10 protein-coding genes and 1 pseudogene are annotated in these 15,271 nt (G+C 60.7%); 7 read left to right on the forward strand and 4 right to left on the reverse strand.

The window, feature by feature from the left end; translation table 11 throughout:
* Positions 1-204 precede the first annotated feature (204 nt).
* The 6 genes and pseudogenes from QB905_RS06705 to QB905_RS06725 all read left to right on the forward strand — a co-directional run bounded on the left by QB905_RS06705 (position 205) and on the right by QB905_RS06725 (position 7,939).
* Positions 205-3,606, forward strand: a complete 3,402-nt coding sequence (locus QB905_RS06705; protein WP_282973853.1) for a glycosyltransferase — start codon at positions 205-207, stop codon at positions 3,604-3,606.
* A 139-nt stretch (positions 3,607-3,745) separates the two neighbouring features.
* Positions 3,746-4,126, forward strand: a complete 381-nt coding sequence (locus QB905_RS06710) for a DUF427 domain-containing protein (protein WP_282973854.1) — start codon at positions 3,746-3,748, stop codon at positions 4,124-4,126.
* Between the two features lie 190 nt (positions 4,127-4,316).
* Entirely contained in the window at positions 4,317-6,443 is a 2,127-nt protein-coding gene (egtB, locus tag QB905_RS06715) for an ergothioneine biosynthesis protein EgtB (protein WP_282973856.1), read from the forward strand.
* A gap of 183 nt (positions 6,444-6,626) precedes the next feature.
* Positions 6,627-7,139 (forward strand): hypothetical protein, encoded by a 513-nt coding sequence (locus QB905_RS06720; protein ID WP_282973858.1) that lies wholly within the window; start codon positions 6,627-6,629, stop codon positions 7,137-7,139.
* An 82-nt stretch (positions 7,140-7,221) separates the two neighbouring features.
* Positions 7,222-7,293, forward strand: a pseudogene (locus QB905_RS15305) (hypothetical protein); the annotation flags it as partial.
* Positions 7,294-7,342: 49 nt separating this feature from the next.
* Positions 7,343-7,939 carry a hypothetical protein gene (locus QB905_RS06725; RefSeq protein ID WP_282973859.1) on the forward strand — a complete coding sequence of 199 codons (597 nt, stop codon included), beginning with the start codon at positions 7,343-7,345 and terminating at the stop codon, positions 7,937-7,939.
* Between the two features lie 114 nt (positions 7,940-8,053).
* On the opposite strand, the gene QB905_RS06730 is transcribed toward QB905_RS06725, so the two are convergent.
* Complete coding sequence (locus tag QB905_RS06730; protein ID WP_282973861.1) at positions 8,054-8,857, reverse strand: betaine/proline/choline family ABC transporter ATP-binding protein; 804 nt, start codon at positions 8,855-8,857, stop codon at positions 8,054-8,056.
* Entirely contained in the window at positions 8,854-10,743 is a 1,890-nt protein-coding gene (locus QB905_RS06735; protein ID WP_282973862.1) for a glycine betaine ABC transporter substrate-binding protein, read from the reverse strand. The genes QB905_RS06730 and QB905_RS06735 overlap by 4 nt, the downstream gene beginning before the upstream one ends.
* Positions 10,744-10,833: 90 nt before the next feature.
* Between QB905_RS06735 and QB905_RS06740 the strand changes: the two genes are divergently transcribed.
* A complete protein-coding gene (locus QB905_RS06740) occupies positions 10,834-11,766 on the forward strand; it encodes an AEC family transporter (RefSeq protein WP_282973864.1) in 933 nt (310 codons plus the stop codon).
* Here the strand turns inward: QB905_RS06740 and QB905_RS06745 are convergent, their stop codons facing one another.
* Both QB905_RS06745 and alaS read right to left on the reverse strand, forming a co-directional pair.
* Positions 11,767-12,549 (reverse strand): glucose 1-dehydrogenase, encoded by a 783-nt coding sequence (locus tag QB905_RS06745; RefSeq protein WP_282973866.1) that lies wholly within the window; start codon positions 12,547-12,549, stop codon positions 11,767-11,769.
* Positions 12,549-15,206 carry an alanine--tRNA ligase gene (gene alaS / locus QB905_RS06750; protein ID WP_282973868.1) on the reverse strand — a complete coding sequence of 886 codons (2,658 nt, stop codon included), beginning with the start codon at positions 15,204-15,206 and terminating at the stop codon, positions 12,549-12,551. Before alaS ends, QB905_RS06745 begins: the two co-directional genes overlap by 1 nt.
* Positions 15,207-15,271: the final 65 nt, after the last annotated feature.

The raw sequence follows: 15,271 nt of genomic DNA on the forward strand, positions 1-15,271 counted from the left end.
TACAAAGTCCGCATTATCGCTGCGTAGCTGTAAAAAGGCACCACCCGCCACGGCCTGCCTCATAAGGTCTTGATGTGGAGACTGGCGTGGCGACCGAAGGATTGCGGTTGTCAAAAAAAATCTGCTACGCGCCATTTAGCGTCTGGCATTTGCCACAATACGAGACGATAAGCGGATTACAGATTCCCTGTCACATTGACTCTCATGCTCAAACCGATTTTTTACGACCCCAGCGGGCGACGCAGGCGCACCTCCCTGATCGGCGTCCTGAGCCTGATCGGACTGGCTATTGTGCTGTTCGTCGGCCTGATCCTGTCGATCCTGATCGTACCCGTGCCGCAGGGCCTTGACCTGCACATGGAATATCCGCAGGCCCATGCGTCCAAAATCGTGCTCAACCACGCCAATCCGCGCCACCCGGCCCTGACGGCGCGCGGCGGCCATGCCAGTGTGACCCAGACCATCACCGCCTTTTACACGCCGTGGGACGACGCCAGCAGCGTTTCGCTGGAAAAGCACATCAATAATATCGATATTGTCGTGCCGGTTCTGGCCTCGATCACCGGGCCTGATCACAAATTCATCTATCAGGCCGACGATCATTTCAACTATCTGATGCAGAATGCGGCGCACCGGCCCGAAGAACTGATCATGGTGCAGAATGTCAGCAATGAGGCGTGGGACGGCCCCAATACCGCCAAATTGCTGGCCAGTCCGGCGGCCCGGCTGAAACTGATCAACCAGATCGGCGACATGCTGCGCAAGGAAAAGGCGCAGGGCGTGGTGTTCGACTTTGAAACCCTGCCTGACAACAGCCTGAACGCCTATCTGGTGTTTATCCGCGAGTCCCGCACGATCCTGGGCAAGCAGGGCTTCGCCGTCACCCTGACCGCGCCGGTCGATACCGATGTGTGGAATCTCAAGGCGTTTGCCAAGGCTTCGGATCGCCTGTTCCTGATGGTGTATGATCAGCATTCGATGGTCGATCCGCCGGGGCCCATCGCCGCCCAGAGCTGGTTCAACGAACGCCTCGCCTATGCGCTGAAAAGCGTGCCGCTCGACAAGGCCATTATCTGTATCGGCTCGTATGCTTACGACTGGACGAAAATGCCCGATGGTTCGATCAATGCGACACCGCGCACGGTCGAGGAATCGTGGCGCATCGCGCGTGAATCGCAGGCGCAGATCGAATTTGATCCGGTATCGGGCAACGCGCATTTTTCCTATGAAGAGAACGGTCTGACCCACGAGGTCTGGATGCTCGACGCTGTCAGCGCCTGGAACCAGCTCAAATCGATCGATGCCTCCAATGTCTGGGGCGTGGCCCTGTGGCGCATGGGCACCGAAGACCCGGCGGTGTGGCGGGCCCTGCGTGATTTCCAGACCGGCAAAACGCCCGACCTGACCAAGCTGTCGCCCATCGGCGATGTCGATGTCGAGGGCAATGGCGAAATTGTCCATATCGACGCCACCCCCACCAATGGCAGCCGCACGGTCGATTTCGACAAGCACGGAATCGCTCAGGACGAAACCTATCAGGTGCTGCCTACCCCCTATGTGGTGCGCCGCACCGGCTATAGCCCCGGCAAGCTGGCCCTGACCTTCGACGACGGCCCCGATGCGCGCTGGACGCCGCAGATCCTGAAAATCCTCAAAGCCGAGCATGTGCCCGCCACCTTCTTCGTCATCGGCGAAAAGGCGCTCGACCATCCGGCCCTGCTGCGTCAGATGGTGGCTGAAGGCCATACGATTGGCAATCACTCCTATACCCATCCCGACATGTCGAGAGTGCCGCCCGAATGGGTCAGGCTGGAGCTGAACTCGACGCAGCGCGTGGTCGAGGCCTATACGGGCCGTTCGATGCGGCTGTTGCGCATTCCCTATTTCGGCGATGCCGAGCCGACCACGGAAAACGAACTGGGCCCCGCCCTCGCCGCGCAGAATCTCGGCTATACCAATGTGGGTCTGCACGTCGATTCCGAGGACTGGCAAAGGCCGGGCGTTCAGACCATTATCCATAATGTCCTGCAAGGGGTCAAAGACGGCGAGGCCAGTCAGCAGACCGCAGCCTGCAAATATGATTCGTCCGAATGCCGTTCGGGCGAGATCATCCTGATGCACGATTCCGGCGGTAACCGTGAACAGACGATCAAGGCCTTGCCCATCATCCTGAACACGCTGAAGGCCGAGGGCTATACCTTCGTGCCGGTCGGCGATCTGGTGGGGCTGACCTATGATCAGACCATGCCGAAACTGTCGGGCAGCGAACTGTCCGAGGTGCGCTTCGATGTCGGCGTCTTCATGCTTCTCGACTGGGCGGGCGTGGCGCTGAAATGGATGTTCGTCATCGCCATCATCTTAGGGATCAGCCGCGCCCTGATCCTGTCGGCCCTGGCCATCTATGCCGAATATAGCGGCCATATGGATGCACCCGGTACCGGGGACGACAAAGCGCAGGCCGATGCCGTCGTCGCCTTTGTCGAGGCCAGCTTCGTCAGCGTGATCATTCCGGCCTTCAATGAGGCGCGCGTCATCGAGGCCTCGGTGCGGCGCGTGCTCGAAAGCCGTGGCGTGGCGCTGGAAGTGATCGTCGTCGATGATGGCTCAAAGGACGACACCTCGGCCATTGTGGCCGCCGCCTTTGCCGACGATGCGCGCGTCAGACTGATCACCCAGGCCAATGCCGGTAAGGCCACCGCCGTCAATAACGGCATTGCGGCCTCAAAAGGCAGCCTGATCATCGCGCTTGACGCCGATACGCAGTTCGAGCCGGAAACCATCGCCCGGCTGGTGCGCTGGTTCATCCGCCCGGAAATCGGCGCGGTGGCCGGCAATGCCAAGGTGGGCAACCGTTTCAACTGGGTCACCAAGTGGCAGGCGGTCGAATATGTGACGGCGCAAAACCTCGAACGCAGCGCCCTGGCCACCTTTGGCGCCATGATGGTGGTGCCGGGTGCCGTAGGTGCCTGGCGGCGCGCGGCGCTCGATGCCGTGGGCGGCTATCCGCATAATACCCTGGCCGAGGATCAGGATCTGACCATCGCCGTGCAAAGACTGGGCTGGCAGGTCGCCTATGATCAGGAGGCCGTGGCCTGGACCGAAGCGCCGGAAAGCTTCCGGGCGCTGATGAAACAGCGCTTCCGCTGGGCTTACGGCACGCTGCAATGCCTGTGGAAACATAGCGGCTTGCTGCGTTCAGGCAAACCCAAGGGTCTGGCCTTTATCGGCATTCCGCAGGCCTGGGTGTTCCAGATCGGTTTTTCGGTGATCTCACCGCTGATCGATTTCGCCCTGATCGTCAGCGTTTTCGCCACCTGGGTGCAGGTCTATAATCACGGTTGGGCCCAGACCGACAGCGATATTGGCCGGATGCTGATCTACTGGGTGGCCTTCCTGACGATTGATGCCCTGTGCGGTGCCATCGCCTTCTGGCTGGAACCACGCGAAAAATCCTATCCGGTCTTCTGGCTGCTGTCGCAACGCTTCGTCTATCGCCAGATCATGTATTATGTCGTGATCAAGGCCCTGCTGGCGGCGGCGCGCGGTATGGCGGTGGGCTGGGGCAAGCTGGAACGTTCGGGGCGCGGCAGCAAGCTCAAGCGGTAAACAGCCGGGGCTGCTGCCGTTTTCTGACCCGGCAAGGCGCGATAAAAGCCCATGCCATTACATATTCCGTCATGGCATTTTTATTTCCGGACGTGCTTCCTATCTATGCGAAGCCGTCAACGCGAAATCAGGAGCCCCCATGCCCGATAAGCCCGTCAGAATCCCCGGCCCGGATCATCCGATCACTATCCGCCCGGAGCCTTCGCGCATCGTCGTCACCGTGGCAGGCAAGGTGGTGGCCGACAGCCGCAACGCCTTAAGCCTGAAGGAAGCCAGCTATCCGGCGGTGGCCTATATACCGCGCGCCGATGTCGATATGTCGCTGCTCACGCCCACCGACCACACCACCTATTGCCCCTATAAGGGTGATTGCCACTATTTCAGCATCCCGGCGGGCGGCGACAAGGCGCGCAACGCCGTCTGGAGCTACGAACAGCCCTATGAGGCTGTGGCCGAGATCGCCGGACATCTCGCCTTCTACCCCGATCGTGTCGATTCCATCGAGATCCTGCCCGCGTAATGTATTTTTAGCTCAGACGCCGCCACCCTGCTTTTTAAGAATGGGCTCCTCGCATAGGCTCGGGCGGCCATTTCGTTAACAAGCAAGTCGGCCTTGCCAAGATGCGAAAAAGAAAATTATCGCATCTTGTATAACCTTTTCGCCGCGTACCGCGTATCTTTTCCTACCCAACCGCCGGGAAGGCCATCCCATGAAACTCTGCCCGATGCGTAAGCCTGCGCCCGCCAGCCGCCGCGACCGCTATCAGGCCGTGCGTCAGCGCAGCCTCGACCTGATCGCGCCCCTGACGCCGGAAGATATGGTGGTGCAGTCCATGCCCGACGCCAGCCCGGTCAAATGGCACCTCGCCCATACGAGCTGGTTTTTCGAGACGTTTTTGTTGAAGGCGCAGCCCGGCTATGCGCCCTTTGATCCCGACTACGCCTTCCTGTTCAACTCCTATTACGAAGCTCTGGGGCCGCGCCAGCCGCGCGCCGAACGCGGCCTGATGACGCGCCCGCCGCTCGATGAGGTGCTGGCCTATCGCCGCCATGTCGATCACCATATGCAGGCTCTGCTCGATACCGATGCCGACACCGAAGACCTGCTGGCGCTCGGCCTCGCCCACGAAGAACAGCATCAGGAACTGCTCTTGATGGACGTGCTGCACCTGTTGTCGCGCTCGGCGCTCAAACCGGCCTATGACGCAGACTGGCCCGCCGATGCGCCCGGCCGCAAGGGGCATTTCCAGCTTCGCCCCGGCGGTCTGGTCGAAATCGGCGCGGCGGAAGGCTTCGCGTTTGATAATGAAACCCCGCGCCACAAGGTCTGGCTGCCACCGTTTGAGATCAGCGACCGGCTGGTGCGCAATGGCGAATGGCTGGCCTTTATCGAAGACGGCGGTTACCGCCGCCCCGAATTCTGGCTGTCCGATGGCTGGGCGCGGGCGCAAGCCGAGGGCTGGGACGCACCGTTTTACTGGCAAAAGAGCGATGCCGGCTGGCAGGAAATGAGCCTGCGCGGCCTGCATCCGCTCGATCCCGAGGCCCCCGTCAGCCATGTCAGTTTTTACGAGGCCGACGCCTTTGCGCGCTGGGCCGGGGCGCGCCTGCCCAGTGAGGCCGAATGGGAACTGGCGGCCACGGACGGCGCACTCGAACAGGTTGACGACGTGGCCTGGCAATGGACGGCCAGCGCCTATCTGGCCTATCCGGGCTTTCAGGCCGATGCGGGTGCAGTCGGCGAATATAATGGCAAGTTCATGAGCGGCCAGATGAGTTTACGTGGCGGCAGCGCCTTCACGCCGCCGGGCCACAGCCGCCCGACCTATCGTAATTTCTTCGCGCCGGAAAAACGCTGGATGCGCTCTGGCCTGCGCCTCGCCCGCGATGTGACGCTCACAAACGCCGAAGGCGACGATGGCACGGCGGGTTTCGCCGCCGATGTGGTGGCGGGTCTGTCAGCGCGGCAAAAGAGCCTGTCGCCGAAATATTTCTACGACGCCACCGGCTCGGATCTGTTCGAGGCCATCTGCCGGACGCCCGAATATTACCCGACGCGCACTGAAACCGCCCTGCTGGCCGACATCGCGGCTGAATTGACCGCCGACCTGCCAGGGGATGCCATGCTGGTCGAATTCGGCAGCGGGGCCAGCGACAAGACGCAGATCCTGCTCGACGCCGCGCCGCATATCGGTGCCTATCTGCCGATCGACATCAGCGAGGACGCCCTGCGTCTGGCCACGGTGCGACTGTCGCAAGCCTATCCGCACCTGTCGGTGACGCCGGTGGTCGGTGATTTCACGCAAAAGATGGAACTGCCGCGCTCCTTGCGGGATCGTCCGCTGGTCGGTTTCTTCCCCGGTTCGACCATCGGCAATTTCGCCCCCGCCGAGGCCCGCGACCTGCTCAAATCCCTGCGCAGCCTGCTGGGGCCGCAGGCGCGGCTGATCCTCGGCGCCGATATGGTCAAGGACGAAGCGACTCTGGTGGCCGCCTATGACGACGCGCAAGGGGTGACCGAAGCTTTCAACAAGAACCTGCTGCGCCGTATCAACCGCGAACTGAACGGCACGTTCGATCTGTCCGCCTTCGACCACCTCGCCGTCTGGAATTCTGCCCTTCAGCGCATGGAGATGCATCTGGTCAGCCGCTATGATCAGATCGTCAAGGCCGCCGGTCATACCTTCGCCTTCAAGGCGGGTGAGCGTCTGCACACCGAAAATTCGCATAAGTTCACGCCCGATTCGCTGGCCGCACTGGCGCGTGACGCAGGCTGGCGGGTGGCGCAATCCTGGCTCAGCACCGCCCCGCAATTCGGCGTATTCGTGCTTGCCTAGCTCGGCATGGCCTGATTTTCAGGATGTCACGGAGAAAATGTCCTGCAGATTGGGACAATTCGTTTCATTCTTGTACAGTTTGTAAATTATTGAAATTAGGTACCTATCTAAAGGCTTGAGATAAATTTCATATGGTGCAATTTATAATTGATTGACGTTTGACTCATAAGGTTGTTGATATAAATGGCAACAATACCTATTTTGTGTGAACGAGGTGACCTCATCAAAATTGATGCAGTGTTAGGCCTTAGCGTACAGGAACGACGGCTAATTTATGCAACACCACGTGCCTTTGGTCAGTTTGCGACTTCACTTCCAAATATTGAGGCGCAATGGAAGCCAAAAGTCACGGCACCAGAACAGGTAGATGCTTTGATCGCCACATTCTGTAGCGGTGAGGAATTTGCTCATGACACAAATAGAGGCAATGGCGGGGATTTCAAAAGAATCAAAGGCCGGTCAAATGGTATTTGGGAGTTGAAGACGGATGACGTGAGGATTTTCGGCTGGTTTTATAAAAAAGACGTTTTCATAGCGTCTGAGGTTGTTGACGCTAACATCTTGAAACAGATGGAAAATTATACGGCTTACGCTGAGCAAGCGGTTCGACAGCGTGACGCCTTGGAATTGAATGAGCCAAAATTTATCGGGGGAGAGAGCGCTTATGACGTCGTTACCAATTACTTTGACTCCTAGTCGACGCGCAGCCGGTCGTTTGATTGGAAAGGTGCGCAGAGCATTACGGAAGGCTCTCGCGGAGGAGAGTGCTGCCAATGGTATGACTCAGGCTGAAATTGCGCGTACCCTAAATATCCATCGCTCCGTTGTGAATCGCGAATTCAATAGCTCACGTGACATGACGTTGGGTAGAGTGGCGGAACTCGCGGCGGCCCTGAATCGTGAAGTCGACTTTTCTTTTACCAGACAAGCGGTTGATCGAAAATCTAATAGCATCACTGTCTTTAGTTCCCCAACGACAGTATCGGGCCAAGCGGTCATCAGGCCTGAAACCTTGGAAGCTACATCTCCGCGCGTTAGATGGTCTGAAAGAACTGGAGCATAATGTGTCATTTTCAGCGCTTGCCTTCTTTTGCGAAGACGTTCGTCCCGAGGCCAATGGTAGCGAGACTATCGTAGGTTTGATGCCCGATAATTTGATACCTCAAATTCAAACGCCACCGCCAGGACCTAACTTTGCACCCGTCATTCCAAAGCTCTGCATTTATCTACGCATTGGCTTCACACAGGATTCGATACCGTCTTCAATAATTGTATCTATTGCCTCAAGTAATGGAACCGAGTTAGCGAAAAACGACTTGGGTAAAGATGTAATTAATATGGCAAAGGCTGAATTTCAAAATTTTCCTCTCGTCAGCATTAAGAGTATAGTAACAATTGGAAATTTTCCTCTGTTTCCAGGCATTATGAAGGTGACTGTTGAAGCCGATGGTAAAGAATACATTGCTGGCTTACTAAAAATTAACAACCCGGGGTAGTTTATCTGCTGATTAATCATCATTATGACTACAATGGTGTCACTTAGTCAATACACTTCAATATTTATAAATGCTTCGCCGCGGTTAACGTTCATAAACAGATACTCAACGTACTCAGCGCCGGTGCGCGGCCACGAAGCGCGCCACATAGTCATCCGCCGGATGGTTGAGAATATCGTCAGGCGCACCCACCTGCACCACCGCACCATCGCGCAGCATGGCGATGGTATCACCCAGCCTGACCGCCTCGGCCAGATCATGGGTGACGAACACGACCGTCTTTTTCAGCCGCCGCTGCAAGTCCTGCAACATATCCTGCATCTCGGCGCGGATCAAAGGATCAAGCGCGCTGAAGGCTTCGTCCATCAGCAGGATGCCGGTATCAACAGCCAGAGCCCGCCCCAGCCCGACGCGCTGGCGCATCCCGCCCGACAGCGCATCGGGGCGCGCATCCTGATAGCCGTCAAGGCCCAGCGTCGTGATCCACTGGCGCGCCTTGTCATGCGCTTCGGCTTTTGGCTCGCCGCGCGCGATCAGGCCAAAGGCGATATTGTCGCGCACGCTTAAATGCGGCAGCAGGCCGAAGCCCTGAAACACCATGCTGATCTTCTGGCGACGCAACTGGCGCAGAGCTTTCGCATCGAGCGCCAATATGTCTTCGCCGCCGATCTCAATCGCGCCTCGGCTCGGCTCCACCAGCCGGTTGAGGTGGCGCACCAGCGTCGATTTGCCCGAACCCGACAGCCCCATCAGCACGAAAACCTGACCTGCGGGTATGTCGAGCGACACCTGATTCAAGGCTAGAGTCGCGCCCGTGGCAGCCAGAATTTCGGCCCGCCCCGCCCCCTGCCCGGCCATAGCCAGCGCCTCGGCTTCGCGTTTGCCAAACACCTTGCTCAGATCGCGGATCGTGATCATGCCGCTGCCTTTCGGCCGAAGCCCTGTGTGATGCGGTCGAGCACAAAGGCCAGAATGACAATGCCGATCCCGGCCTCCAGCCCCTGCCCGACATCGAGCGTCTGGATGCCGTTCAGCACTTGCTCGCCCAGGCCCCGCGCCCCGATCATCGACGCCACCACCACCATCGACAGGGCCAGCATGATCATCTGGTTGACCCCGGCCATCATAGTCGGCGCGGCCAGAGGCAGCTCAACGCGCCACAGCATCTGCAACGGCGTCAGGCCGAACGCCTCGCCCGCCTCGCGCAGTTCGGGATCGACGCGCTCGATGCCCAGAGCTGTCAGCCGTACCATCGGCGGCAGGCAATAGATCAGGGTGGCCAGAATAGCGGGCACCTTGCCCAGCCCAAACAGCATCAGGGCCGGGATCAGATACACGAAACCCGGCATGGTCTGCATGACATCCAGCACCGGCATGACGATCAGCCGCACGCTGCGCGATTTCGCCGTGATAATCCCCGCTGGCACGCCGAGGATAAAGGCGATACCGCTGGCAATCAGCATCAGGCTCAGGGTCTGGGTCATGGCGTCCCACAGGCCGAGCAGGCCGGTCACCAACATCAGCCCGCCCACCGTAATGCACAGCCAGAGGCGGCGCGCCCCCAGCCAGGCCAGCGCCACGAAGCCCGCGATCAGCAGCCACCACGGCGTTGCTGCCAACAGCCGGTCAAGTGCCACCACCCCGGCCAGCAACACCCCGGAAACCGCCCGAAACGCCCCGCCGTGCTGCGCCACCAGCGCCGCCAGAGCCCGGTTCACCGGCTGGCGGATCGAAATCGTCCAGCCTGCCGGGAAGTTGCTTTTGGCCGCCACGGGCGCGGCTTCCAGACTGGCCTCGATGCGCAAAGCTGCCGCCCGATCCACCCAGCCGCGCCACAGATCGGGCCGCGTTTTCAGAAAATCTACGGCCTGCGCCGCCGGATCGGCATGGCGATCAGCAATGGCCACCAGACTGGCGTTCAGCACATCAATCGGCACATTGGCCTTTTGCAGCACGGCTACCACCTGCGGCGCGCGGCCTGCGAAAGCCGCCGACACACCATAGGCAATATCGGCGGGCGGCGCTTCGCAGCCCCTTATATGGCGGCCATTCTTGCTGATCAGATCCTGCCAGCAGGCCGCCGACCAGGCGGGCTCATGCAGGCGAAACAGCTTCAGCTTCCCGGCAATGGCGCTGGGCGACCAGTAATAAAACAAAAGCGGCTGTTTCTGCGCATAGGCCGACACGATGGCGGCATCCATAGCCGGGCCGGTGCCGGGACGAAAATCGACATAGGCGTGATCCAGCCCATAGGCGTGCAGCTTGGCCGTATTGACGCCCTCGCACGTCCAGCCCGACGGACAGTTGAGAAATCGCCCGCGCGACGGCTGTTCCGGGTCGGCGAACAGGCGCACATAGGCGGGCTCAGCCAACTGGCTGACATCGCGCAAGTCCCGCGCCGTGGCACCGGGGCCATGCACCATGTAATCGGGCACATACCAGCCTTCGCTGGCACCGCTGAACGGATGGCCAATAGCGCGCACCTTGCCCGCATCGGCGGCCTGCTTCCAGGTGTCGCTGCGGCTCACCCATTCTTCGGCGATGATCTGAATATCGTCATCGGCCAGCGCCTGTTCGAGCGTGACCGTATTGCCGGGCACGCTGTTCGTGCGGCAACCATAACCGCGCTCAAGGATTTGGCGCATCACGGCGGTCAGGAACTCACCGCTTTCCCAGTTCAGACCGGCAAAGCTGACCACGCCGCCGCACGCAGGCGCTGCCGGATCCGCCGCGCGGGCAGGCGCGACCATCAGCCAGGACAGCGCCAGACAGGTCAGCACAAGAGAAAGGTATCGGCGCGTCATGCAAACCTTTTTAGCCGTAACCGGCGCATTCGTACAGCGCTGCCAGCGATAAGCATTGGCCAGCCGCCACTTTGGCCTTATGAAGGGCCCATGCTGGAAACCCTCGGTCGCGTCATTATTTTTTTCGCCTTTATCGGCTTAGGCGCTGTGTTGTCACGCGCAGGCAGGCTGGATCGCGCCGGTCTGGACGGCCTGACCGCCTATTTCTACTGGCTGGCCTTTCCGTGCTGGCTGATGGTCAGCTTCGCCCGCCTGCCCGCCATCAACGCCACCCACGCAATGGCCCTGATCGCCTATGCCTGCGCGCTTTTGCTGACGGCAGCGGCGGTTGTGGTGGCCGTGCGCCTCAGTGGCGGCCACATCGAAAAGGGACGCGACATTTCCATTGCGGCGGGCTTTTCCGGCTTCATCAACAATTCGGCTTTTCTCGGCATTCCGGTTGTCACCAGCCTGTTCGGCGCGCGCGTCTCGGCCATAGCGCCTCTGGTGGTGGCCGCCGATTTCCTGATCCTGTTCACCATCGGCTGCGCCAGTCTGGCCAAGGCGTCAGGCCATACCTTCCGCGAAGCCCTGATCCGCACAGCCAAAAACCCGACCGTCATCGGCGCTTTGATCGGCGTTTTGCTGATGCTGTCTCGCCTGCACCTGCCCGAAGCCGTATCCGGCGCCCTCGACCTGCTCGGCCGCTCCGGCCCGCCGGTGGCGCTGGTGGCGCTGGGCGGGATGCTGGGTCTGATGCCCGCCCGCCAGTTGATCCGTCCCGACCGCGCCAGCACGTTTGCCATCATCGGCAAAATCCTGCTGGCCCCCGCTCTGGTGGCGCTGGTTCTGCATTTTCTGCCGGTCGATCCCCTGACCTACAAGGTGTGCGTCTTCCTGGCCGCCACACCCACGGCGGTCAGTGTTTTCGTGCAGAGCCGCATGTACGGCCTGTGGTACGAAGGCGCGGCGCGCACCGTGGCGCAAAGCACGCTGATCAGCCTGTTCACCCTGTCGGGACTGGCCTTGCTGCTATCGGCCTGATTATTTCGGCGAACCGGCAGAACCCGCCAGAATGCCGCCGTCAATATTGAATTCCGAACCGGTAATGAAGGTCGCCTCATCCGAGGCCAGCAGGGTGACGATGGCGGCCACCTCATCGAGACGGCCAAAACGATGCAGCGGGCTGGCCGCCGCCACGGCTTTCGCATCCGCGCCGTCCTTCAGCATGGCTTCCCACATCGGCGTCAGTATGGCCGCCGGATGCACTGAGTTGCAGCGGATATTGAGGCCCTGCTCGGCGCAGTACAGCGCCACGCTCTTGGTATGGTTGCGCACCGCCGCCTTCGAGGCCGCATAGGCCGCCTGATGCGGCACGCCCACCAGACCCGAGCGCGACGACATATTGATGATCGAACCGCCGCCCGTGGCGCGCATGACGCGGATCGCGTGCTTGCAGCCCAGAAAGACGCCGTCGAGATTGACGCGCATCACGCGCCGCCATTCATCAAGCGAGGTATGTTCCGGATCGTTCTGGCCGTCTCCGGCATGGCCGGTCACACCAGCATTATTGACCAGAACATCCAACCGGCCATGCGCCGCCACCACGGCATCCAGCCCCGCCGCCCATGACGTTTCCTCGGCCACGTCGAGTTCGAGAAAATGCGCCTCCGGCCCCAGTTCCTGCGCCAGTTTCAGGCCGGGAGGCCGGTGAATATCGGCGATAATGACGCGCGCCCGCTCATGGATGGCCGCGCGCGCAATCGCTTCGCCGATACCGCTGGCGCCGCCGGTGACCACAATGATCTTGCCGGCCAGCCTGTCCATCAGGCGGAAGCTGTGATCTGGGCCCTGACCGCCGCCAGCCCGTCATCGGCCTTCGCATCGTCGGGCGCGCCGCCCTGGGCGAAATCGGGCTTGCCACCCGCGCCCTGCCCGCCCATAGCGATCACGGCGGCTTTCGCCAGTTCGGCGGCATTGAAGCGGCCCGTCAGGTCGGGCGTCACCGCCACGGTCACCGCCGCCTTGCCGTCCAGCCTGCCGATCAGGGCCACAATGCCCGAACCGACCTGCTTTTTGAAATCTTCGGCCAGCGGACGCAGATCCTTGCCGCCCACCCCATCGAGAACGCGCGCCAGCAATTTGATTCCATTGATGTCTTCGGGGCCCGCCGCCGCGCCACCGCCCCCCACAGCCAGAGCACGCTTGGCTTCGGACAATTCTTTTTCCAGCTTCTTGCGCTCGGCGATCAGGGCCTCGACCCTTGCCTCGACCTGACCTACCGGAACCTTGAACTGGTCGGCCAGATTGCGCGCCACGCCTGCCTGTTCGAGCAGGAATTGCCGCGCGGATTCGCCGGTCACAGCCTCGATACGGCGGATGCCTGCCGCCACGCCGCCTTCGGAGACGATCTTGAACAGGGCGATGTCGCCGGTGCGCGCTACGTGGGTGCCGCCACACAGTTCGACCGAAAAACTGCCGTCGCCGTCCAGCGCGCTACCCAGCGCCAGCACCCGCACCTCGTCGCCGTATTTTTCACCAAACAGCGCCACAGCACCCTCGGCAATGGCCTCGTCGGGCGTCATCATCTTGGTCGAGGCGGCGGCATTTTGCAGGATGACCGCATTGACCTCGGCCTCGATGCGCGTGATCTCTTCGTCGCTCAAAGGCGCGCCGTGGCTGAAATCGAAACGCATCCGGTCGGCATCGACCAGTTGGCCCTTCTGCGCCACATGCGGGCCCAAAACGTGTTTGAGCGCGGCGTGCAGCAGGTGCGCCGCCGAATGGTTAGAGCGCGTGGTGGCGCGTTTATGGGCATCGACGTGCAGTTCCACCTTGTCGCCCAGCTTCAGGCTGCCCTCGACAATCTCCATGCGGTGCACGATCAGCTCACCGGCATGACGATGGGTATCGCGTACGCGCGCCTTGCCATGCAGCAGTTCGGCCGTGCCGGTATCGCCCGCCTGCCCGCCGCCTTCGGGGTAGAAGGGCGTCTTTTCAAACACAACCTCAACCGTATCGCCGGCATGGGCTTCTTCGACGCTTTCGCCGTCCAGCACCAGGGCCTGCACATGGCCCTGAGCATCCAAATGCTCGTAGCCGACAAATTCCGACGCGCCAACGGCGTCGCGGATGGCGAACCATTCGGCGGCCACGGCCTTTTCACCGGAGCCCGTCCAATGTTCGCGGGCGCGATTGCGCTGTTCTTCCATCGCCACCTCAAAGGCCGCCGTATCGACGGTCAGGCCACGGGCGCGCACGGCGTCCTGCGTCAGATCGAGGGGAAAACCATAGGTGTCGTACAGCTTGAAGGCCGTTTCACCACTCATCACGTCGCCCGATTTCAGATCACGTGTCGCCTCATCGAGCAGGTTCATGCCGCGCCCCAGAGTGCGTCGGAACCGTTCTTCTTCCTGACGCAACGTATCGACGATGCTGGCCTCGGCGCGTTTCAGTTCGCCATAATGATCACCCATTTCAGCGACCAGCGCCGGCACCAGACGATGCAGCAACGGCGTTTCGGCGCCGAGCAGATAGGCGTGGCGCATGGCGCGGCGCATGATCCGGCGCAGCACATAGCCGCGCCCCTCATTCGACGGCGTGACGCCATCGGCGATCAGGAAGGAGGATGAGCGCAGATGATCGGCGATGACGCGGTGCGACGGCAGGGCCTCGCCCTCGGCCTTGACGCCGGTGGCGGCAACGGAGGCGGCAATCAGGTTGCGGAACAGGTCGATGTCGTAATTATTATGCACGCCCTGCAAGACGGCAGCGACGCGCTCCAGTCCCATGCCGGTGTCAATCGATGGCTTGGGCAGGTTGAGGCGGGTGCCGTCCGGCTGCTGATCATATTGCATGAAGACCAGATTCCAGATTTCGACGAAACGGTCGCCGTCCTCTTCCGGTGTGCCCGGCGGGCCGCCCCAGATATGATCGCCGTGATCATAGAAGATTTCGGTGCACGGGCCGCACGGGCCGGTATCGCCCATCGACCAGAAATTATCGGAACCGGCGATGCGGGCGATGCGCGATTCGGGCAGACCGGCGATCTTTTTCCACAGATCGAACGCCTCATCATCATCGATATAGACGGTGGCCATCAGGCGGTTCTTGTCGATGCCGTAATCTTCGGTGATCAGTTTCCAGGCAAATTCAATCGCCTCAGCCTTGAAATAGTCGCCGAAGGAGAAATTGCCGAGCATCTCGAAAAAGGTGTGGTGGCGCGCTGTATAGCCGACATTATCGAGGTCATTATGCTTGCCACCCGCCCGCACAACCTTCTGCGATGAGGTGGCGCGTTTATAGGGCCGCGTTTCAGCGCCGGTAAAGACGTTCTTGAACGGCACCATACCGGCATTGGTGAACATCAGGGTCGGGTCATTGTGCGGCACCAGCGACGACGAACTGACGACCTCGTGGCCCTGCTTCGCAAAATAATCGAGGAAGGCCTGGCGAATTTGATTGAGCGTAGGCGAAGTCGTCATGAGCTAAACGGAAAACCGCTCCGGCTAAGGGAATATGAATATCGCCCGTATATAGAGGCGCTTAT

The sequence above is a fragment of the Asticcacaulis sp. EMRT-3 genome (genome assembly GCF_030027245.1).
GTDB lineage: Bacteria > Pseudomonadota > Alphaproteobacteria > Caulobacterales > Caulobacteraceae > Asticcacaulis.